The following is a 21,906-nucleotide window of genomic DNA, read 5'->3' as shown; positions in this document are numbered from 1 at the left end:
CAGGCAAACTGCCGGCTGGTGGTTGCCCTACGCCCCCGGCTCGATCGTCAGGTCGCCGCTGCCGGTGTCGACGTCGATTTTGGTGCGGGCGTCGCCGCGGCGGTAGCCGATGACCTCCTTGTGGCGGACGATCGGCTGTGCGTCGTTGTACCGTACCAGCAGGTCGCCGCTCCCCTGGTCGGCGAGCGCCTCGAAGGAGGCGCTGGGGGCGAGACGGAGGACGACGTCCCCCGAGCCTGTGTCGGCCTTGACGCGCGTCAGGCGGGTGCCGTGGTTCTCGAGACGGACGCTGCCGGAGCCGGTGTCGGCGAGGAATTCCTGGATGTCCCCTTCGGTGACGCGCACGTCCCCCGAGCCGGTGTCGACGTCCATGTGAAGCGCCGTCACCTTGCGGACCGTCACGTGTCCCGAGCCGACGTCGCAATGGACGGTGTCGCCGCTGAAGCCGGTCAGGTCGCAGTCGCCGCTTCCGGTGTCGCAGGAGAACGCTCCGGACGCGTCGGTCGCCGTGACGTCGCCCGAGCCGGTGTCGGTCCTGATCTCCCCCTTGACCGACGCGATCGTGATGTCGCCGCTCCCGCTGTCGAACAGGATCCTCCCCTCCAATCCCTTTCCCTCGAGGAAGCCGACCAGGTTGCGGAAGACGGCGTTGTCGAGATGGCGTGGCACCTGCACCTCGACGTCGGCGTAGAGCAGGACACCGCTCCGCTCGCTGACTTTCACCTTGTGACCGTCGTACTCGGTGTTGCTGCTGCTCCCGCCGAACATCGAATCGAGGATTCCCGCCTCCTTCCGGTGACCCGGATAGCGCAGGGAGGATTCTTCGTCGAGCGGGTAGCGCACGCGCAGGGTCGGCACGCCCATCCTGCCGGCGACCTGCTCGAATCTGACGGCGTTGGCCAGGGCGTCGGTCTCGGCGTGGACGGTGGCCACGGCGGCGACCGTCCTGCCGCTCGCCGGGACGACGCGCATCGTGCCGGCCAGGTTTTCGACCGCGAAGTGGCCGAGCGCGTCGGCCGACAGCTCGGCGCGGACGGTGCGCGTGGTCTCGGCCGAGGCGACCGATGTCAGGGCCAGGAGCGCCAGGACGCTGAGGAAGAGCACTGCGGTTTTCGATCGCATCGGGATCCCCCCTGGACAGACTTCCGGTTCAGAACTACGCATGAAACGCGAACCGGCCCGCGCAGGTTCCAGCCTGCGGTTCACTGGAGCGGCAGCCGCAGCCGCGCCCGGCACCCCGGCTCGCGGTCGCGGTTCTGCAAGGTCAGGCTGCCGCCGTGGGCCTCGGCGATCTGGCGGCTCAGGACCAGGCCGATGCCGGACCCCTGCTGCTTGGTGGTGAAGAATGGAACGAACAGGTTCGTGGTGTTCGGGAGACCCGGGCCGTCGTCCTCGACGAACACTTCAAGAGCGGCGGGGGAGCCGTTCACCCGGTGCCAGCCGCAGCGCACGCCGCCGCCGGTCTCGAGGGCCGCGTCGACGCCGTTCCGCACCAGGTTGATCAGGAGCTGCTCGAGCTGGTCGGCGTCGGCCCGCACGGTCGTCTCGGGACCCGGGTCGAGGAGGACGGCCAGCCTCGTCTCGAGCCCGGCGACCCGGCGCACCAGCGGTCCCACGGCGACGCTGGCGAAGCGCGGCGGCGGCAGGCGGGCGAGCCGGGCGTAGCCGTCCATGAAGCGGCTGAGCGATTCGGAGCGAGCGGCGATGACCTCGAGGCCGCGTCGCATGTCATCCTCCCAGTCGGGGGGGCGCGGCTCGCGATCGACCAGCTGCTCCAGGCTGCCGGCGAGCGACTTGATCGGGGCGAGGGAGTTGTTCAGCTCGTGTCCCATGACGCGGATGAGGCGCTGCCAGGCCTGGCGCTCCTCCTCGCGCAGCGCGCGGCTGACGTCGCTCAGGACCAGGAGCTGGTGCGACAGGCCGCCCTGACGGAAGGTGCCGCGACGCACCTCGAACCGCCCGGTCCGTCCGGGGAAGGCGAGGTCGAGGATCGGCGCCGCGTCCGCCCGCAGGCAGCCGGCCAGCCCCAGCTCGGCGGCGTCGGCCCCCGGCAGGCGCTCGACCGGGCGCGCCAGCAGGCGCTCACCGGCCCGGTTCACGAGGCGCAGCCGGTCGTCGCCGTCGAAGGCGAACACCGCGACGTCGATCTCCTCCATGACCTTGCGCAGGAGCGCCGTCGCCTCGAGCGCCCCGAGGCGCTGCTGGCGCAGGGTCTCGGCCAGCGCGTTCACCTCCACCAGCACCTCGCCCAGGGCGTCGTCCAGCCGCGCCCCGCGCGCCCGGATCGAAAAATCTCCCTCGCGCAGGGCCGCCAGGAGGTTCGAGACGATCTGCAGCGGCCGCACGACGCGCTCGCGCGCGGCGAAGGCGAACCCGAGCCAGGTGCCGAGGATGAAGGCGGACAGCGTCCACTGCACCTTGGCGCTGTAGTCGCCCGTCCACAGGATGACCATCGACACGACGACGGCGGCGCCCCCGGCGAGAAGGGCCAGGAGGATGATGCGTCGCTCGTGGGAGATCGTCCGATCGCGCGGCCGGCGTCGAGCCCGGCCGGCCCCGTCCGTCACAGCCTGTACCGCTGCAGGCGGCGGTACAGGGCGCTGCGGCTGAGGCCCAGGGCCTCCGCGGCCTGGCTGACGTTGCCGTTGTGGCGCGCCAGCGTCTTGCGGATGAGGAACGATTCGACCTCCTCGAGGCTCATCTCCTCGAGGCTCGGATGGCCGTCGGCCGCGACCCGCAGGGACAGGTCCGATGTGCTGACGAGCGGCCCCGAACCCATCAGGACGGAGCGCTCCACGGCGTGATCGAGCTCGCGCACGTTCCCGGGCCAGCGGTGCTCCAGGAGCGCCCGCATGGCGGGGTCGTCGAACCCGTCGAGCGTCTTGCGATAGCGCGCCGCGTGCTGCGTCAGGAAGTGGCGCGCCAGGACCGGGATGTCCTCGCGGCGATCGCGCAGGGGAGGGAGGTGGATCTCGATCGTATTGAGCCGGAACAGGAGGTCCTGGCGGAAACGGCCGGCGGCGACCTCGGCGGCGATGTCGGCGTTGGTGGCGGAGACGACGCGCACGTCCACCTTGCGCGTGCGGGACGAGCCGACCCTCTCGAACTCCCCCGTCTCCAGGACGCGCAGGAGCTTCCCCTGGAGGCCCGGCGGGAGATTCGCGATCTCGTCCAGGAGCAGGGTGCCCCCGTCCGCCAGCTCGAACCGTCCGACCCGGTCGGCCCGCGCGTCGGTGAACGCCCCCTTCACGTGCCCGAACAGCTCGCTCTCGAACACCCCCTCGGAGAAGCCGCCGGCGTTCACGGTCACGAGCGGGGAGGTCGATCGGCGCGACACGGCGTGCAGCGCCTGCGCCGTGACCCCCTTCCCCGAGCCGTTCTCGCCGGTGATGAGGACGTTGGCGTCCGACGGTCCGACGCGCTGGATCAGCTCGAGCACTGGCCGCATGGCGGCCGACTCGGCGATGAGGCGCGGGCCACCCTCGCCGCGCAGCACCAGATTCTCGGCCTCCAGCCTCTGCCCGCGCCGCAGCGCCCGGCCGAGCTCGACCTGCGTGCGCAGGATCGCCACGAGGCGCGGGTTGTCCCACGGCTTCTGCACGAAGTCGCGCGCGCCGCGGCGCATCGCCTCGACCGCCACGTCGACGCTCCCCCAGGCGGTCATGACGATGACCGGAAGCGTCGAATCGAGCGCCAGAAGGCGCGCCAGGAGGTCGAGCCCCTCGCGCCCGGACGTCGTGTCGCGCGAGTAATTGAGATCGATCAGGAGGGCGTCGTACTCCTGCGTCTTCGCCGCTTCCAGCACGGCTCCGGGGGAGGCGGCCGCGTCGATGGCGAACCCTTCCCCCTTGAGCAGGAGGCGCAGGGCCTCCCGCACGTCCTGCTGGTCGTCGGCGACCAGGATCCGGGCGGTGGTGGAGTCTTTGATCTTCATCGTGAGCGCCGAAGCGGCGCCGCTATTGTAGTCCACGCGCGCCCTTTGGAATTCAACCGCGATCGGGGCGCCCGGGCCGGATCGAGACGACCTCCAGCCGTCCCTGTCTCAGCACCGACACCTCGATCGGTCCGGACGAGCCGTCCGCCGCCTTCTGCACCGCGTCCTTGTCGGCGGCGGTCTCCAGGGTCCGGCCCTCCAGCTTCACGATGAAGTCCCCGGGCGACAGGCCCGCCCGGGAGGCCGGCAGACCCGGGATCACGCTCGAGACCTTGAGCGCCCCCGAACCCTCCGGAAGACCGAGGATCCGGATCTCGGAGTCGGACGCCACGACCGGGATCAGCCCCAGATCCGGGCCGGGCGGCGCCGTGAAGCGCGGCGTGTCGCGCCGGTTCAGGAGCTCGAGCGTGACGGCCCGCACGTAGTCCGCGCGGGCGGCCAGCGCCTCGTAGCCAATCTTGTCCGACGAGTCGGTAGGCCGGTGCGTGTCCTCCTCGTGGACGGCTCCCAGGACGATGGCGGGAATGCGCTCGGCGTCGAAGGGGTAGTGGTCGGTGTCGGAGACGATTTCGGCGATGGCCGGGCGGACCTTCCGGCCGGTCCCGGCGTTGGCCTTCGCCAGGATGTCGTCCCAGCAGGCGCAGCTGCCGGTGGCGGCCGCCACGATCTCCTGGGCCGGGACACGGCCCAGCTTCTCGAGGTTCACCATGGCGACGTGCCGCTCGAGAGGGTAGGGGGGATCCGTCACGTAATGCACCGAGCCGTTGAGGGCGTGCTCCTCCGCTCCGAAGGTCACGAACACGATCGACCGGTGGTGGGGGACCCTGTCCCGCAGGATCGAGCGGGCCACCTCGATCAGGACGGCGACGCTCGACGCGTTGTCGTCCGCGCTGTTCCAGATCGTATCGTCAGTCGAGCCGTCCGCGGCGGGATAGCGATCGGCGTCCGCCTGGCCTGCGAGTCCCTGCCCGTCGTGGTGCGCGCCGAGCACGACGATCTCCTGGCGCAGGGTCCGGTCGTCCCCCTCCAGGAAGCCGACGACGTTCCGCGAGGCCAGGACCTGTCCCGGCAGCTCGGGGGCGTGCGGGTGGAACTGGAACTCCTGCCGGTAGGAGCGGCCCGAGGACGACGGGTCCCCCGCGGGGCGCAGTCCGATCGTCCGGAACCGGGCCTCGATGTAAGCGGCGGCCCGGTCTTCACCGGCATAACCGGCGCCCCTCCCTTCGTAGGCGTCGCCCGCCAGCTCCTGGACGTGGCGCCGCACGTCGCCCGCGGAGATCGGCGACCGCCCGGCCGGGAGCGGCACGCCCGACCCTTGCCGGACGCACGCGGCCAGGAGAACGGCGGCCGCGGCGACGACGCGTGCGTGGCCCATGGCGCCGACCTACTCGCAACGCAGGGCGATGAGCGGGTCGACGCGCGCCGCCCTGCGGGCGGGGAGGTAGCAGGCGACGAATGCGACGGCCGACAGGAGCGCCGCCACGGCGCCGAAGGTCCAGGGGTCCGTCACCGCGACCCCCACGAGCAGCGTCGACAGAACGCGCGTCAGAGCGAGCGCGCCGAGAACGCCGAGCGTTACGCCCGCGAGGGTCAGGGCCATCCCCTGACCCACGACCAGGCGGAGGACGTCCCCCCTGCGCGCGCCGAGCGCCATGCGGATACCGATCTCGTGCGTGCGCTGCGTCACCATATACGCCATCGTCCCGTACAAACCGACGGCCGCCAGCAGGACCGCCAGCGCCGCGAACAGGGCAAGAAGCGCCATGTCGAAGCGTCGCGAGGCGAGCGACCCGTCGAGGACCTCGCGCATGGTCTTCACCTCGTACAGGGGAATGTCCGGATCGACCGCCAGCGCCTCGCGCCCCACGGCCGCCTCGAGGCCGGCCGGGTCGAGACCGCTGCGCACGATCAGGGTCGAGTAGCGCGACGGCCACTGCATGTACGACACGTACGCCTCGGCGCGCGGCGCGGTGTGCAGCCCCTTCTGCAGGACGTCGGCGGCGATGCCGACGACGGTCATCCAGTAGAGCTCCCCCTTGTCGTTGGTCCCGAACGAGAGCCGGCGTCCCATGGGGTCCTCCCCGGGCCAGTAGCGCCGGGCCATCGTCTCGCTGATCACCACGACGCCCGGCGCCTTCTGGAGATCGCGCGCGTCGAACGACCGCCCGCGCAGCAGGGGAATCCCCAGCGCGCGGAAGTAGTCGGGGCTGACCTGGTGGAATCCGGACTCGGGCTCCTCGCCGCGCTTCGCGTCCGGCCGTCCCTCGATCGAGAAATTGAGGACGGAGTCGGAGCCGCCCAGCGGCAGGTTGCTCGTCACCGCGGCCGCGCCGACTCCCGGCAGGCCCGCCGCGCGCCGCAGGAGCTCGTCGTAATAGTGGATCTGTTGCGGGTTCTCCGCGTAACGGGCGTCTGGGAGGCTGAGCCGCAGCGTCAGCACGCGGTCGACCGACAGCCCCGGGTCGATGTGCTGCAGGCGCAGGAAGCTCCTGACCAGGAGGCCGGCTCCGGCGAGGAGGACGAGGGCGATCGCCATCTCGGAGACCACCAGGGCGCGGCGCAGGACGCGGGCGCGCGGGCCCGCGGTCGAGCCGCGTCCCCCCTCGCGCAGCAATTCTTGCGGGTCGGTGGCGGATGCCTGCAGGGCCGGGACCAGGCCGAACAGGACGCCGGTCAGGACGGACAGGAGGAGTGTGAACCCGAGCACGCGCGTGTCCACGGAGATGGCGCGCCCGCCGGGGAGTGTCTCGGGGCCCAGCGCCACGAGGAGGTCGGTCCCCCACATCGCCAGGAGCAGCCCGGCGACGCCGCCGAGGGACGACAGCAGGAGGCTCTCGGTCAGGCACTGCCGCACCAGGCGCAGGCGGGTCGCCCCCAGCGCCGTGCGCACCGCCACCTCCCGGCGGCGCGCCGCCGCCCGCGCCAGCGACATGTTCGCCACGTTGGCGCAGGCGATCAGAAGGACGAGGCCGACGGCGCCGAGGAAGACGAGGAGGGCCGGCCGCACGTCCCCCACGATCGACTCGTGCAGCGGAATGATCTCGACCCCCGTGTTGGCGTTGCTCGCGGGATACTGCTTCTCGAGACGGGCCGCGATCGTGTCGAGCTCCGCCTGCGCCTGCTCCCGACCGCTCCCTTCGGCGAGGCGCGCGATGCAGTAGAGATAGTGCATGCCGCGCACCTCCTTGATGTCCGTGGCGACGGGGACGAACGGGTTCAACGGCACCACGTTCTTCGCCAGTGTCCAGATCTCCGCCTGGTCAGGGTAGCGGAACCCCGGGGGGGCGATCCCGACGATGGTGACGCTCTCGCTGTTGAGCGTGATCGACCGGCCGACCGCCCGCGGATCGGCGCCGAAGCGGCGCTCCCAGAGGGCGTGGCCGATGACCGCGATGCGGCCGCTCCCGCCGGTCTCGTCCTGCGTGGTGAAGCCGCGTCCCGTCGCCGGGATCATCCGCAGCACGCGGAAGAAGTCGAGCGAGACGTCGGCGCCGCGCACGCGCTCCGCCGTCACACCGGATTGCAGGTTGAACCCGCGCCCGAAGAAGGTCGCCATGCTCTCGAACGAGCGCGCCTCCCTGCGGAAATCGACGAAGTCGGCCGGGGTGATCACATCCTTGTGCCAGCCGCGCACGGAGTTGTTCTGCCACACCGACATCAGCCGGTCCGGTTGCGGGTACGGCAGCGGCCGCAGGAGGATGGCGTTCACGACGCTGAAGATGGCGCTGTTGGCGCCGATCCCCAGGGCGAGGGCGAGCACGGCCACGGCCGTGAACCCGGGGTTCTTCACGAGCGAGCGCAGGCCGAACTTCAGGTCCTGGACGAGCGTGTCGATCATTCGGGCCCCAGAAGGACGAGCAGGAGAAGCGCCAGCAGGACCAGAATCACGGTCTTGGTGCAATTCATCGCATCACCTCACTCGTAGCGCAGGGCCACCATCGGGTCCACGCGGGTCGCGCGGCGCGCGGGGACGTAACCCGCCAGCCCGGCGACCACGGCGAGCAGCAGGGAGATCAGGGCGAACGTCAGGGGATCGGTGGCGCTCATGCCGACCAGCAGGGCCGCCACCATCTGCATCCCGAGGAGCGCCGCCACCAGCCCGATCAGGAGGCCGATCGCCACGAACAGCATTCCCTGCCGCAGCACCAGGCCGAGCACGTCGGCCGGGCGCGCCCCCAGCGCCATGCGCAGGCCGAACTCCACGGTCCGCTGGTTCACCGAGTACGACATGACGCCGTAGATCCCGATCGCCGCCAGGGTCAGGGCGATCAGGCCGAAGATGCCGAGCAGCGCCGCCCCCATGCGCGGGGCCCAGAGGACCTGCTGGATCAGGTCGTCGGCGGTCTGCACATTGGTCAGGGGCATCGTCGGCTCGAGGGCCTGCACCGCCTGCCGAATCGTGGGCAGGAGGGCCTTGCCGTCGGTCCGGGTGCGCACGTTCAGGGTCATCGCCGGGTTGTACTGCTGCAGGACCGGGATGTAAGCCTGCGGTTGCGGGTCCTCGCCCAGCGTGAAGATCTTCGTGTCCTCGACGATCCCGACGACCTGGCGGGATTCCGCGTCGCCGAAGAACTTGAACCGCTTGCCGAGCGCGTCCTCTCCCTTCCAGAACTGCTTCGCCATCGCCTCGTTGATCACCACGACGAGGGGCGCGCCCTGCTTGTCCGTCTCCGCGATGTCCCGGCCGCGGCGGAGCTTGATTCCCAGGGTGTCGAGGTACCCGAGGCTCATCTCGTTGGCGGTCGTGAACTGCCCCACCGCCCCCGCCGATGCCTCCTGCCCTTCGGGGAACACGGTCCGTCCGAAGCCTCCTCCCATCGGCAGGTTCGCGGACAGAGCGGCCGCGCGCACCCCGGGGAGTCCGCGCACCTTCTCCAGCAGACGTCTTTGATACTCCTCGCCGCGGACCCGGTCGTACCCCTGGGCGCCGACGTCGGTCGTGAGGGTGACGAGGTCCTGCGCTTCGAAGCCGGGGTTGATGCGCTCGGTGTTCTGCAGGCTGCGCAGGAACAGCCCGGCGCCGATGAGGGAGACGAACGACAGCGCCACCTGGGCCACGACCAGGATGTTGCGCAGGTTCACCCGCCGTCCCGAGTGCCCGGGCTGGCCGGTCCGTTCCTTCAGCTCCACCACCAGATCGGGGCGCGAGGCCTGCAGGGCGGGGACCACGCCGAACACGATCCCGGTGAGGAGCGACACGAGGAGCGTGAACAGGAGGACGCGTGCGTCGAGATTGAGATCGATCTGTCCGATGAAGAACTGCGGCGGGCGCGAGGCCAGGAGCAGGTCGCGCGCCCAGAAGGCGACCAGCAGCCCGGCCGCCCCGCCCAGGAGGGCGAGGACGACGCTCTCGGTCATCAATTGCCGCACGAGGCGGATTCGCCCGGCCCCCATCGACAGCCGGATGGCGATCTCCTTGCGGCGGGCGGTGGCGCGCGCCAGGAGAAGGTTGGCCACGTTGGCGCAGGCGATCAGGAGGACGATGCCGACGATCGTCATCAGGAGCCCGCCCGCGACTACGAACACGCGCCTGATGTTCGGGTTGACGGTGGTCTGCGACAGCGGCAGGAGCGTGACGCTCCGGCCGCCGTTCGGGGTCGGGTATTCCTTCTCGAGACGCGTGGCGATCGTCCGGAGCTCCCCCTCCGCCTGGCTCATCGTCACACCGGGCTTCAGGCGGGCGATGACGTTGAAGATGAGCGCCCGGCGCTCCTCGTAGTTCTCCGCGAAGATCCCGCTCAGGATCTGCCCGTGCATCGCCACCGGCACCCAGAGGTCGGGTCCGCCGAGCGTGTTCACACCCTGGAACCCCGGCGGGGCGACCCCGACGACGGTGTAGGCCTGGCCGTTCAGCGTGATCGGCTTGCCGACGATCGACGCGTCGGAGGCGAAGCGCCGCTTCCACAGCTTGTCGCTCAGGAGGGTCACCGGGTGGGCGCCGTCCACCTTGTCCTCCTCGGGCAGGAAGGACCGGCCGAGGGCCGGCTGCACGCCGAGGAGCGAGAAGAAATTGCCGCTCACGATGTTGCCGTTGATCTGCTCCGGCTCGCCGCCGCCGGACAGGTTGATCGGCACGCCACCGTAGGCGGCCATCTCGACGAACGAGCGGTTCTGGTCGCGATAGTCCTTGTAGTTCGGGTTCGACACCCCGAAGAAGTTGAACACGTTGTTCTTGTTCTTCTCGTCCGTCGTGAACATCGACACGAGGGTCTGCGGGTCGCGCACCGGGATCGGATTGAGCAGCACCGTGTTCACCAGCGTGAAGATCGTCGTGTTGGCCCCGATTCCGAGGGCCAGCGACAGGACCGCCACCACGGTGAAGCCGGGATTCCGGAGCAGCATCCGCAAGCCGTAGCGCACATCCTGCATCAGGGTTTCCATAGAGCCTCCTCATCGCACCTCAGAGCGACGCGAGTCGCCCGGCGCGCCGGGACGAAGCTCGCGCGAACGGCGATCGCTGGCAGGGCGAGCGCCGTCACGAGATATGTCAGCGGGTCGGGTCGGCGGATCGCGTCCATCGCCCGTGCTCCCTCAGTCCACGATCCAGCCGTCGGACAGCTTGACGATCCGCCGTCCGTACGACGCGTTCACGTCGGAGTGCGTCACCTGCACGATCGTCGTCCCCTTGTCGTTCAGCCGCTTGAACAGCTCCATGATCTCCTTCCCCTGGGACGAGTGCAGGTTGCCTGTCGGCTCGTCGGCCAGGATCAATTTCGGGTTGGCGATCACGGCCCGGGCCACCGCCACGAGCTGCTGCTGCCCGCCGGAGAGCTGGTTCGGATACAGGTCCTTCTTTCCGACGATCTGGAAACGGTCCAGGACGTCGGCCACCATGCCCTGGCGCTCGCCGCGCTTGACGTTCCTGTAGGTGAGCGGCACTTCGAGGTTTTCGTAGACCGTCATGTCGTCCAGGAGGTGATACGACTGGAACACGAAGCCGATGGACTGCTTGGCGAGCTCGGCGCGCCGCTTCGGCGGCAGGGCGTGCACCGGCTCGTCCATGAAGTCGTATTCCCCCGCGAAGGCGGAGTCGTGCATGCCGAGGATGTGCAGCAGCGTCGACTTGCCGGCCCCCGACGGCCCCATGATCGACACGAAGTCCCCGTTGTCGATGTCGAGGCTGATCCGTCGCAGCACGAAGGTCCGTCCCGGGCCGTGGGCGTACGACTTCTCGATGTTGCGCAGGCGGACGATGGGCGCCATCACTCGCACCTCAGGGCGATCATCGGGTCGACGCCCGAGGCGCGCCGCGCCGGCACCAGGCACGCGAGGAGCGCCACTCCGACCAGGACCAGGCAGACCGCCCCGAGCGTCGCCGGGTCGGTCGGGCTGACGCCGAACAGGAGGCTCGACATCAGGCGCGTCAGGCCGAAGGCCGCGGCGACCCCGAGCGCCGCCCCGGCCAGCACCAGCCGGAGCCCCTGCCGCAGGACCATGACCAGAACGTCGGCGCGGCGGGCGCCAAGCGCCATGCGGATGCCGATCTCGTGCGTGCGCTGCGTGACCGAGTACGCCAGGACACCGTAGATGCCGACCCCCGCGAGCACGAGCGCCGTCACCGCGAACGTCGCCAGGAGCAGGAGCGACAGGCGGCGCGGCGCCAGCGTGGTCGCGAGGAGCGAGTCCATCGACCGGACGTTGTAGATCGGCTGGTCCGGGTCGATCGACTGGACGGCGCCGCGCAGCGCCGAGGCCAGCGCCTCGGGGTCCCCCTGGGCGCGCAGCACCAGCGACATGGGGTGGAGCGCCACCTGGCGCTCGGTGCGGTAGAACTGCGTCTTCTGCTCCTGGTCGAGACCGTACTGCCTGACGTCGCCGACCACTCCGGCCACGGTCATCCACGGCCCCGGCTGATCGACCGATCCGGTGCGCATGCGCTTGCCGACCGCGTCCCCCGCAGGCCACCAGCGGCGCGCCAGGGTCTCGTTCACCAGGACGACCGGCGTCGTGTCCTCGCGATCCGAGTCGTCGAACAGCCGGCCGCGGACCAGCGGGATCCCCATCGCCTTGAAATAGGCGCCGCTCACGACGTGGTAGTCGGAGTTGGGGGCCTCCCCGCGCGCGGGGACCGGGCGTCCTTCGATCTGGTAGTCGGTCTGCCAGCCCTCCTGCGTCAGCGGCAGCGGGTTCACCGTCCCCGCCGCCTCGACGCCCGGCAGGGCCTCGACGCGCGCCACCAGCCGGTCGGCGAACGAGTTGATCTCCGCCTTGGTCTTGTACTTGAGCTCGGGGAGGACGAGCTGGGCGCTCAGGACGTTTCCGGGTCGGAAGCCGGGCCGGACCTCCTGGAGCCTCTCGAACGACCGGGCCATCAGCCCTGCGCCGGCGAGCAGGACGAGGGCCAGCGCCACCTCGCTGACCACGAGGACGCTGCGGAAGCGCTGCTGCCCGCGCCCCGAGCTCGAGCCGCGCGCCGTCTCCTTGAGCGGCTCCAGCACGTCCGAGCGGCTGGCCTGCCAGGCGGGGGCGATGCCGAACACGAGTCCCGTGAGAAGCGACAGCGCCAGCGTGAAGCCGAGCACCGTGCCGTCCAGGCGCACTTCGTCCAGGCGCGGCAGGCCCGCGGGGACGAGCGACAGCAGGACGTCGCTCAGCCAGGCCGCGAGCAGGAGACCCAGCCCGCCGCCGAAAAGCGACAGGAGAGCGCTCTCGGTCATCACCTGAAGAAGCACGCGCCGTCGGCTCGCCCCCAGCGCCCGGCGGATGGCGATCTCCTTCTCGCGCGTCGAGGCGCGCGCCAGGAGCAGGTTGGCCACGTTGGCGCAGGCGATGAGCAGGACGAAGCCGACGGCGCCGGCGAGGACGACCAGCACGGGCCGCAGGATCGACACGACGTCGTCCTGCAGCAGCTTGACCGCGACGCGGTTGCCGCTGTTGGTCTCGGGGTGCTCCTTCTCCAGGCCGCGGGCGATGGCGTCCATGTCCGCGAACGCGGTCTGCGCGGTCGCCTCCGGGCGCAGGCGCGCGACGACGTAGATGCCGGGATGCTCGTTGCGCTCCTGCAGGCTGTCGGCGTCGAGCCCGAGCGGCAGGAACAGGTCGGCGTCGCCGTAGTAGAAGCGGAACGACGCCGGCAGGACGCCGATGACCGCCACACTGCGGCCGCTCAGGGTCAGCGCGCGCCCGACCACCGACGGATCGCCGCCGAACCGGCGCTGCCAGAGCCCGTACGTCAGGAGCGCGACCGGCTGGGCGCCCGGCCGGTCGTCCTGGGGCGTCAGGCCGCGGCCGACCGCCGGTGTGACGCCGAGCGTCGGGAAGAAATCGGCCGTGACGTTCCAGCCGCCCAGGCGCTCGGGCCTCTCGACCCCGCTCAGCGTGTACTGCGCCGGCTGCACCGCGGCGATGCGCTCGAACGAGCGGCTGCGGTCGCGCCAGTCGAGATAGTTGGGATAGGAGACCGACATGTCGGGGAGCTGCTTGCTCGACTCGTTCATCAGGACCAGCCGGGACGGATCGCGGTACGGGAGCGGCCGCAGCAGGACCGCGTTCACGACCGAGAAGATGGCCGTGTTGGCCCCGATGCCGAGCGCCAGCGTGATCGCCGCGACCGCCGTGAAGCCGGGGTTCTTGACGAGCATCCGGAGAGAGAAGCGCAGGTCCTGGAGGAGCGTCTCCATCGTGTCCCTTATTCCGCCCGCAGGGCGATCATCGGATCGACGCGCGTCGCGCGCCGGGCCGGGAGATAGCAGGCGGCGAGCGCGACGGACGCCAGGAAGAGGGCGATGAGAGCGAAGGTGAGGGGATCGGTCGCGCTCACGCCGAACAGGAGACTGCGCATGGTCCGCGTCAGGAGGAAGGCCCCCAGGAGCCCGGCCCCCACTCCCGCGAGGACCGGCCGCATCCCCTGGCCGAGGACGAGCGCGATGACGTCGCGCGGGCGCGCCCCCAGCGCCAGGCGCACGCCGATCTCGTGCGTGCGCTGCGAGGCGGAGTAGGACACAACACCGTAGATCCCGACCGCGGCGAGGAGCATCGCCACGAGGGCGAAGAGAAGGATGAGCAGCGTGTTGAAGCGGGGACGCCCGGTGGCCGCGGCCAGGAGCTGGCCGCCTGTCCGGACGGGACCGAGCGGCAGCCCCGGGTCGATCTCCCGGACCTGGCGGCGCACCGCCTCGACCAGCCCCTCTGTCCCGAGGAGGCTGCGCACCAGGAGGTGCGTCTCGCCCTCCATCGGCAGCTGCTCGTAGGGGACGTAGATCGCGGGCGCGCGACCGGCGTCGAGACCGTTGTTCTTCACGTCTCCGACGACGCCGATGATCGTGATCCAGGGATCGTCGGGGCCGAAGCCGCCGGCGCGGATCCGCTTGCCGACGGCCTCCCGGCCCGGGAAGTAGCGCCGCGCCAGGGTGTCGTTGACCAGCGCCACCGGCGGCGCGTCGGCGCCGTCCGAGGCGGCCGGCGGGCGGCCCGACAGCAGCGGGATCCCCAGGGTGCGGAAGTAGTCCGTCCCGACCAGGATCTCCTCGATCAGGGGATGGTTCTCGCCGGCCGGGACCTCCTGCCCCTCGACGCCGAGGACTTCCAGGATGCCCAGGCCGGTCGGGGGGACGGAATCGCTGAAGCTCGCCTCCTCGACCCCCGGCAGGACGCGGACGCGCTCGACGAGCTCCTTGTAAAACGCGGTCCGCCGCGCCGGATCGACGGCGCGACTCTGCGGCAGGGCGATCTGGGCCGTCATCAGATGGTCCGGAATGAAGCCCGGATCGACCTCCTGCAGGCGCTGGAAGCTCCTGACCATGAGACCCGCGCCCACCAGGAGCATCAGCGCCAGCGTCGTCTGCGCCGCGACCAGAAGACCGCGCATCCGCTGCCGCCCGCGCGACTCGGTCACGCCGCGTCCCCCCTGCTTGAGCGTCTCGTTGAGAGGTGCCTTCGAGAGCTGCAGGGCCGGGGCGAGGCCGAACAGAATGCCGCTCGCGAGCGCTACGATCGACGTGAAGGCGAGCGCCGCGCGATCGATCCCGATGTCTGTCGCGCGCGGGAAGTTCTCCGGCGCGATCGCGCGCAGCAGGTCGATCCCCCAGAGACCGGCCACGAGGCCGAGGCCGCCGCCGACAACCGCGAGCATCAGGCTCTCGGTCAGGAGCTGGCGGACCAGCCGCCGGCGCGACGCCCCGAGCGCCGTGCGCAGGGCCATTTCTTTCTGACGCGTCGCCGCCCGCGACAGGAGGAGGTTCGACACGTTCGCCGTCGCGATCAGGAGCACGAAGCCGACCGCGACCAGGAGGACGAGGAGCGCCGGCCGGACGTCGCCGACGATGTACTCCTTGAGCGGCTCGGCCGCGAATGCCCAGCGCGGCTCCGTCGCGTCCGGATACTCGCGGCGGACGACGTCGTGCAGGGCTCCGAGCTCGGCGCCCAGCTGCGCCGATCCGACTCCCGGCCGGAGCCTCCCCACGAGCCTCAGGAAGAACGGCGGCCTCTTCAGCGGCGGATCGAGCTGCAGGATCGGCCATACGTCGCTCGAACGGAGGAACGTGAAGCCCGGGGGCATCACGCCGACGACCGTGAACGCGCGGCCGTCCAGGGTGACGGTGCGGCCGACGGCGGCCGGGTCGCCCGACAGGGCGCGCTGCCAGAGCGCGTGGCTCACCACCGCGACCGGCGGTCTCCCCGGCCGGTCCTCGCCCGCCGAGAAGCCGCGCCCGATCCGCGGCGCGACGCCGAGGGCGGCGAAGAAATCGGCGCTCGCCCACATCGCGGTGATCCGCTCCGGCTCCCCTCCCGCCTTGAAGTTGACGCGGTCCGGCCGCACCGCGGCCAGCGACTCGAAGCTCCGCATCTTTTCCTTCAGCGTCTGGAAGTCGGAGCTCGACAGCGTGAACCGGCGGCCATGCTCCCCGCGATCGATGGTGACGAACATCAGGCGGTCCGGCGCGGGATAGGGAAGGGGACGCAACAGCGTGCCGTTCACGACGCTGAAGATCGCGGTGTTGACGCCGATGCCGAGCGCCAGCGTGATCGCCGCCACCGCCGTGAAGCCGGGACTCTTCGCCAGCATCCGCAGCGCATAGCGCAGGTCCTGGAAGAGAGTGTCCATGAGACCTCCTACTCGTAGCGAAGTGCTATCACGGGATCCACCCGCGTGGCGCGGCGGGCGGGCACGAGGCACGCGACCAGCGACACGGCGGTGAGGAGAGCCGCCACGGAGGCGTACGTGACGGGGTCCGTCGGACTGACGCCGTAGAGGAGCCCGGAAAGGAGGCGCGTCGCGCCGGCGGCCGCCGCGAGACCGAGCCCGACGCCCAGGGACGCGAGCAGGAGACCCTGCCGGACGACGAGCCCGAGCACCTCGCGCCGACCGGCGCCGAGCGCCATGCGCACGCCGAACTCGTGCGTCCTCTGGCTCACCGAGTAGGCGATCACACCGTACGTCCCCACCGCGGCAAGGAGCAGCGCGACGGCGGCGAACACCCCGAGGAGGAGCATGGCGAGACGCGGCTGGGCGACCGAGTCGGAGACCAGCGCCTCGCCGGTCTTCATCTCCGAGACCGGCTGCTCGCGATCGATCGCGAGGACCGCCGCGCGCGCGGCGGTCGCCAGGCCCATCGGCTCGACCGTGGCGCGCAGGACGAAGGTGAGCCAGGTCGAAGGGGCCTGCGGCAACGGCTCGTAGACATGCGGAGCGGCCTCCACGTCGAGCGAAGAGTGCTTCACGTCGGCGACCACGCCGACGATCTCCCGCGGCGCCCGCGCGGCGTCGTTGTCGATGCGGATCCGCCGGCCGATCGGGGTCTCTCCGGAGAAATACTTCTTCGCCAGGTTGGCGCTGATGACGACAACCCGTGGAGAGCCGGCCGCGTCGGAGTCCAGCAGGCTCCTTCCCTGCAGGATCCGGATGTCCATGGTGCGGAAGAACCCGGCGCTGACCGCGTCGTAGCGCACCGAGGACCTCCGGGACGGCGGCTCCTCCGGCCGCCCGTCGATGCTGAACGAGTAGGAGATGATCCCGCCGGAGAGCGGCACGGTCGTGGCCGCGGCCGCCGAGACCACGCCGGGGAGCGCCCCCAGTCTCTCGAGAGTCTCGTTGAGGAATGCGGTCTGGCGCGCGCCGTCCACGTATTTCGTCTCGGGCAGCGCGACATCGAGCGTGAGCAGGTGGTCCGGCCGGAACCCGGGATCGACCGAGAGCAGCTCCCGGAAGCTCCTGAACATCAGCCCCGCGCCGACGAGGAGGACGAGAGCCAGGGCGATCTCCCCGATCGCCAGGGCGCCGCGCAGTCGGTGACGTCCGGGCCCCGAGGTGCCGCCGCGCCCGCCTTCCTTGAGGGTGTCGTTGATGTCCGGCCGCGACGCCTGCAGGGCCGGGACCACTCCGAAGAACAATCCGGTCACGAGGGAGAGGCCGATCGTGAAGAGCAGGACTCTGCCGTCGACGCTGATTTCGCGGAAACGCGGCAGATTGTCCCCGCCCGCCGCGACCAGGAGATCGGTGCCCCAGAGCGCGAGGACGAGCCCGCACAGTCCGCCGACGAGACCCAGAAGGGCGCTCTCGGTCAGGAGCTGGCGCACGAGACGCGTCCGGCTGGCGCCGAGCGCGAGACGGATGGCGACCTCCTTCTGGCGCTCCGCCGCCCGCGCCAGGAGGAGGTTGGCGACATTCGCGCAGGCGATCAGGAGGACGAAGCAGACGGCGCCGAGGAGGACCAGAAGAGCGGGCCTGATCTTCCCCACGATCATCTCGGAAAGCGGCGAGACGCGCGCCTCCCACCCCGTGTTCGTGTCCGGATACTGCTGCCGCAGGCGCGCCGCGATCGTCCCCATCTCGGTCTGGGCCGCCTGAATCGTCACGCCCGGCCGGAGACGGGCGAACACGTTCAGATAGTGCGCGCCGCGAGCCGTCAGCTCGTCGTGTTCGAACGTGATCGGCGTCCAGAGCTCGGAGTGATTCGGGAACGAGTACTCCCTCGGCAGGACGCCGATGACCGTGTGACGCCTGCCGTTCAGCGCGATCGTCCGGCCGACGATGGCGGGGTCCACGCCGAAGCGCCGGGTCCACAGCCCGTGTCCGATCAGGACGACCGGCCCGGCCCCTTCGCGTTCGTCGTCAGGAAGGAGGTCGCGGCCGAGCGCCGGCTTGATCCCGAACACGCCGAGAAACGAGGCCGAGACGCGCGATCCGTTCAGGCGCTCGGGCTCGGCTCCCTCGCTGAGGTTGTACGGCGCGCCATCGACCGCCGCCATCCCTTCGAAGAGGCGGCTCTGGCCGCGCCAGTCGATGAAGTCGGGTACCGAGACCGGAAACCTCGGGAATCCCTTCGCGGGGTTGAAGGAGTACACCATCGTCAGACGGTCGGGGTCGGGGAAGGGAAGCGGCCGCAGGAGCACCGCGTTCACGACGCTGAAGATGGCGGTGTTGGCGCCTATTCCGAGCGCCAGCGCCAGCACCGCCACCGCGGCGAAGCCGGGATTTTTTCCCAGGGTCCGGAACGCGTACCGCAGGTCCTGCAGGAGCGTGTCCATGTGACTAGCGAAGCGGCGGCGGCGCGTCCAGGCCGTCGCGGGGTCGCGCCCCGGCCATGCCGCTCCCCCCGTTCAGCAGCGGGACGAGGACCGGGCGGAATGCGGTCAGGGCCGGGGCGAGCTCGACGATGGTCATGACGCTCCGAAGGCGCGGATCAGGACGCGGCGACGGCCGCGCTCTCCTCGACGATGCGGCCGTCGAACAGGTGGATGCCGCGCTCGGCGTGCCGGGCGTAGCGCGGATCGTGCGTCACCATGCAGAGGGTGGCGCCGCCTCTGTGCAGCTCGCGCAGGAGCTCCATCACGGCCTCGCCGCTCTTCGAATCGAGGTTGCCGGTCGGCTCGTCGGCCAGGAGGATCAGCGGATTTCCGGCGACGGCGCGGGCCACGGCGACACGCTGCTGCTGGCCGCCCGAGAGCTGGCTCGGCAGGTGTCGCGCGCGATGCGCCATGCCGACCCGCTCCAGCGACTCGTTCACCCTCTGGCGCCTCTCCTGCGCCTTCATGCCGCGGTAAGTGAGCGGCAGCTCGACGTTCTCGAACACCGACAGGTCGCCGATCAGGTTGAACGACTGGAAGATGAACCCGATCTGCAGATTGCGGATGCGGGCCCGATCCGAGAGCGACAGGTCGGCGACCTGCTTGCCGTCCAGCCAGTACTTCCCCTCGCTCGGGGAGTCGAGCAGCCCGAGCAGCGACAGGAGGGTCGACTTGCCGCAGCCGGAGGGGCCGGCGATCGAGACGTACTCCCCCTTCTTGATCTCGAGATGGATGCTCGCCAGGGCGTGCGTCTCCACCTCGTCGGTGTAGAAAACCTTGGTCACTCCCTCGAGCTGGATCATCGGGCGGCCGTTTGCGCTCATGCGGTCTCCTGGGTCATGCGTCAGTTCAGACGAAGTCGATCGAAGGCGTCCCACGCCGAAGTATCGGACAAGATCACCTGGTCGCCGGCCTGCAGGCCGTCGAGGATCTCCACGGTGTTCACGGAGGAGCGTCCCAGCTTCACCTGCACCCGGACGGCGTTCGCCCCCTGGTCCGCGAGACGGAACAGGCCGACGACGCTCTGCTCCTGCCCGAAGGCGGGGCGGCCGACGTACAGGACGTCGTCGAGCCGCTCGAGCTCGACCGTCCCCTCGACGCTCAAGTCCGGGCGCGCCCCCTTGGGCAGCGCTCCGACCATCGCCACGTCCACCGTGACCGTGCCGTTCAGCACCGCCGGGTCGACGCGCGACACCTTCCCCTCGACGACGCCGTTGCGCGTGTCGATCGAGGCGCGCTGGCCGATCTGGATGTCCTTCGCCTGGGTCTCGGCGATCTTCAGCTCGGCCTTCAGGCGTCCCGGAACCGTCACCTTGGCGAGCGTCGCCCCGGGCGCCAGCCTCTGTCCGACTTCGACGGGGAGCTGCTGCAGCACCCCCTCGATCCCGGCGCGCACCTTGAGCTGCCGGACCTGGTTGTGCCGCAGCTCCGCCTGGGCCCGCAGCTGCTCGAGACGCGCCTGCTGCGCCCGGAGCTCGGCCTCGGTCGACTCGGCGGCGATCTCCAGCCGCTTCCGGTCGAACTCGAGACGGATCGCCGACTCCTCCGCCCTCGACTGCGACAGCTTCAAGGTGAGATCGGAGATGAGGCCGTGCTGCGCCAGCTCGGTGTCCGCCTGCGCCTGGAGACTCGCCTGCTTGGCGGTCGCCTCCGTCGACGCGAACGCCCCCTTCTGATCGAGGAGCTGGCTCTCCAGCTTGACCTTGGTGTTGGTGAAGTCGGCCTCCGCCGCCTTGAGCTGCCACTCCGCGTCGCTGGCGGAGTTCTCCAGCTCGGGGTTGCTCATCTCCAGAATGATCGAGTCCGCCTTCACCGCGGTCCCGGGCTTGATGAGGATCCGCTCGACGCGCCCCTCGGTCGTGGCCGGGATCCAGCGGATCTCCTCGGGCACCAGCGTCCCCAGGCCGCGCACCTGCCGCAGCATCGGGCCGCGCTTCACCGTGTCGACCCACACCGTGGCGCGCGACACCGACGGGGCGGCCGGCTTCAGGTGCGACAGGCCGACCGTGATGGCGGCCAGCACGGTCACTCCGCCGATGCCGTACAGGGTGCGGGTGACGGTGCGGCTGCGCTTGTTGATCTGACGCGGTACGTCCATGGATCCACTCCCTGAAGACGGATTTCCATCCCGAGCTGCCCGTTTCTAGAGCGAGAACCGTACCAACCTGCCCTCGGAGCCTAAGTGATGGATTCTCAGGAGGATGGTATCCGACTCGGAGCCGCCGGTCCGCCGCCGGTGTCCGCTTGTGGGACGTCGACTTTCCGGATCCGAGATGCCGACCGGACCCGTCCCATCATCAGCGCCGACAGGCAGCCGAGCAGGAAGGCGGCACCCCAGAGGACGGCCGGGCCGGACCGATCGAGCGTCGCGGTCCCCAGCCAGGGGCCCAGGGCGAACGCGGCGCTGAACGACATCGTGTAGAGACCCATGTAGGCTCCGCGCCGGTCGGCGGGGGCGATCTCCGCCGCGTAGCCGGCGCTCGCGGGCAGGAGGACCATCTCTCCGAAGGTCCAGATCACGACGGTGGTCGCGACACTCCAGAAGCCGCTCGCGAGCGCCATCCCCCCGAAGCCGGCGCCGACCAGGAACGCACCGAGCGCCAGCGTTCTCGGGTAGGGCCAGGCGGCCATCCTCAAATTGAGAGGCACTTCGAGAAAAATGATCAGCACCGTGTTGATCGTGAACAGGAGACCGAAGGACGATTCGAGCTGTCCGAGGTCGCGCACGAAATACAGTGACATCGCGGCCTCGTGCTGGAAGAACACCATGAGGACCGGCAGAAGCGCCGCCAGGAAATAAAGAAGACGCCGATCGGTGAAATCGCTCCAGGGCCCCGTCCCGGCATCGGTCCGGGTGTCCGGGACGGGGCGCTCAGGCGCGCCCGGCCTCCGCAGCCACCCGGCCAGGAGGGTGAGCACGACACAGGCCAGGATCGAAGCGGCGCCGTTCACGATGAAGATCGCGGGGAACGACACCATCGCCAGGAAGCCGCCCGCCGCCGGCCCGACGCTCATCCCCAGGTTGATCGCGAGACGGACGAGGGCGAAGGCCGTCCGCCTCTGATCCGGCCCGGCCAGGTCGGAGACCATCGACAGGTTCGCCGGGCGGAAGGCCTCGTTGGTGAAGGCCCAGGCGATCGTCAGCGCGAAGATGGCGGCGGGACTCCGGGCCAGCGGATAGACCAGGACGACGAGACCGGAGAAAAGGAGCGACGCCTGCAGGACGCGCACCGCCCCGATCCGATCGCTCAGCCTGCCGGCCGTCGGCCCCGCGATGACCGCCGTGAGACCGTAGACCGCCATCACAAGGCCGGCCCGCCCCGCCGTGAACCCGCGGCTCCTGGTCAGATAGAGCACGAGAAAGGGGAGCGCCATCGTCCCCAGCCTGTTGATGAGGGTGGTCAGGGAGAGGATCCAGACGCCGCGCGGCAGGCTTCCGAGTCCTTGCCAGGGATGCCTCATCCGGT

At 70.4% G+C, this 21,906-nt stretch carries 14 protein-coding genes; all 14 read right to left on the bottom strand.

Going from position 1 to position 21,906, the window contains the following annotated elements:
- Nucleotides 1-27 precede the first annotated feature (27 nt).
- Nucleotides 28-1,122 (bottom strand): DUF4097 family beta strand repeat-containing protein, encoded by a 1,095-nt coding sequence (locus tag VEW47_09820; protein HYS05476.1) that lies wholly within the window; start codon nt 1,120-1,122, stop codon nt 28-30.
- Between the two features lie 80 nt (nt 1,123-1,202).
- The gene (locus VEW47_09815; protein HYS05475.1) at nt 1,203-2,567 is read right to left on the bottom strand and encodes an ATP-binding protein; all 1,365 of its coding nucleotides are present in this window, start codon (nt 2,565-2,567) and stop codon (nt 1,203-1,205) included.
- Nucleotides 2,564-3,934 carry a sigma-54 dependent transcriptional regulator gene (locus VEW47_09810; GenBank protein ID HYS05474.1) on the bottom strand — a complete coding sequence of 457 codons (1,371 nt, stop codon included), beginning with the start codon at nt 3,932-3,934 and terminating at the stop codon, nt 2,564-2,566. The genes VEW47_09815 and VEW47_09810 overlap by 4 nt, the downstream gene beginning before the upstream one ends.
- 52 nt (nt 3,935-3,986) lie before the next feature.
- Nucleotides 3,987-5,309 carry a M28 family peptidase gene (locus VEW47_09805; GenBank protein ID HYS05473.1) on the bottom strand — a complete coding sequence of 441 codons (1,323 nt, stop codon included), beginning with the start codon at nt 5,307-5,309 and terminating at the stop codon, nt 3,987-3,989.
- A gap of 9 nt (nt 5,310-5,318) precedes the next feature.
- Complete coding sequence (locus tag VEW47_09800; protein ID HYS05472.1) at nt 5,319-7,772, bottom strand: ABC transporter permease; 2,454 nt, start codon at nt 7,770-7,772, stop codon at nt 5,319-5,321.
- Nucleotides 7,773-7,849: 77 nt separating this feature from the next.
- Nucleotides 7,850-10,315, bottom strand: a complete 2,466-nt coding sequence (locus VEW47_09795; protein HYS05471.1) for an ABC transporter permease — start codon at nt 10,313-10,315, stop codon at nt 7,850-7,852.
- Nucleotides 10,316-10,465: 150 nt separating this feature from the next.
- Nucleotides 10,466-11,128: an ABC transporter ATP-binding protein gene (locus VEW47_09790; protein HYS05470.1), complete on the bottom strand. Its 663-nt coding sequence runs from the start codon at nt 11,126-11,128 to the stop codon at nt 10,466-10,468.
- 8 nt (nt 11,129-11,136) lie between these two features.
- Entirely contained in the window at nt 11,137-13,554 is a 2,418-nt protein-coding gene (locus VEW47_09785; protein ID HYS05469.1) for an ABC transporter permease, read from the bottom strand.
- An 8-nt stretch (nt 13,555-13,562) separates the two neighbouring features.
- Nucleotides 13,563-15,977, bottom strand: coding sequence for an ABC transporter permease (locus tag VEW47_09780; GenBank protein HYS05468.1), 2,415 nt, complete (start codon nt 15,975-15,977; stop codon nt 13,563-13,565).
- Nucleotides 15,978-15,985: 8 nt separating this feature from the next.
- Nucleotides 15,986-18,400 carry an ABC transporter permease gene (locus tag VEW47_09775; GenBank protein ID HYS05467.1) on the bottom strand — a complete coding sequence of 805 codons (2,415 nt, stop codon included), beginning with the start codon at nt 18,398-18,400 and terminating at the stop codon, nt 15,986-15,988.
- Between the two features lie 4 nt (nt 18,401-18,404).
- Complete coding sequence (locus VEW47_09770) at nt 18,405-18,536, bottom strand: hypothetical protein (protein ID HYS05466.1); 132 nt, start codon at nt 18,534-18,536, stop codon at nt 18,405-18,407.
- 19 nt (nt 18,537-18,555) lie between these two features.
- Nucleotides 18,556-19,263, bottom strand: coding sequence for an ABC transporter ATP-binding protein (locus VEW47_09765; protein ID HYS05465.1), 708 nt, complete (start codon nt 19,261-19,263; stop codon nt 18,556-18,558).
- A gap of 20 nt (nt 19,264-19,283) precedes the next feature.
- Entirely contained in the window at nt 19,284-20,537 is a 1,254-nt protein-coding gene (locus VEW47_09760) for an HlyD family efflux transporter periplasmic adaptor subunit (protein ID HYS05464.1), read from the bottom strand.
- Nucleotides 20,538-20,632: 95 nt separating this feature from the next.
- Nucleotides 20,633-21,901, bottom strand: a complete 1,269-nt coding sequence (locus VEW47_09755; protein HYS05463.1) for an MFS transporter — start codon at nt 21,899-21,901, stop codon at nt 20,633-20,635.
- Nucleotides 21,902-21,906: the final 5 nt, after the last annotated feature.

This window comes from Candidatus Dormiibacterota bacterium (assembly GCA_035635555.1).
In the GTDB taxonomy this organism is placed as follows: domain Bacteria; phylum Acidobacteriota; class Polarisedimenticolia; order Gp22-AA2; family Gp22-AA2; genus Gp22-AA3.
The sequence above is the reverse complement of the archived record's forward strand: the minus strand, read 5'-3'. Positions and strand labels throughout refer to the sequence as shown.

Bases quoted from the DNA above. Each gene is read 5' to 3' on its own strand.
- VEW47_09820 (HYS05476.1), bottom strand. From the start codon at position 1,122: ATGCGATCGAAAACCGCAGTGCTCTTCCTCAGCGTCCTGGCGCTCCTG.
- VEW47_09810 (HYS05474.1), bottom strand. From the start codon at position 3,934: ATGAAGATCAAAGACTCCACCACCGCCCGGATCCTGGTCGCCGACGAC.
- VEW47_09805 (HYS05473.1), bottom strand. From the start codon at position 5,309: ATGGGCCACGCACGCGTCGTCGCCGCGGCCGCCGTTCTCCTGGCCGCG.
- VEW47_09800 (HYS05472.1), bottom strand. From the start codon at position 7,772: ATGATCGACACGCTCGTCCAGGACCTGAAGTTCGGCCTGCGCTCGCTC.
- VEW47_09795 (HYS05471.1), bottom strand. From the start codon at position 10,315: ATGGAAACCCTGATGCAGGATGTGCGCTACGGCTTGCGGATGCTGCTC.
- VEW47_09785 (HYS05469.1), bottom strand. From the start codon at position 13,554: ATGGAGACGCTCCTCCAGGACCTGCGCTTCTCTCTCCGGATGCTCGTC.
- VEW47_09780 (HYS05468.1), bottom strand. From the start codon at position 15,977: ATGGACACTCTCTTCCAGGACCTGCGCTATGCGCTGCGGATGCTGGCG.
- VEW47_09775 (HYS05467.1), bottom strand. From the start codon at position 18,400: ATGGACACGCTCCTGCAGGACCTGCGGTACGCGTTCCGGACCCTGGGA.
- VEW47_09770 (HYS05466.1), bottom strand. From the start codon at position 18,536: ATGACCATCGTCGAGCTCGCCCCGGCCCTGACCGCATTCCGCCCGGTC.
- VEW47_09765 (HYS05465.1), bottom strand. From the start codon at position 19,263: ATGAGCGCAAACGGCCGCCCGATGATCCAGCTCGAGGGAGTGACCAAG.
- VEW47_09760 (HYS05464.1), bottom strand. From the start codon at position 20,537: ATGGACGTACCGCGTCAGATCAACAAGCGCAGCCGCACCGTCACCCGC.
- VEW47_09755 (HYS05463.1), bottom strand. From the start codon at position 21,901: ATGAGGCATCCCTGGCAAGGACTCGGAAGCCTGCCGCGCGGCGTCTGG.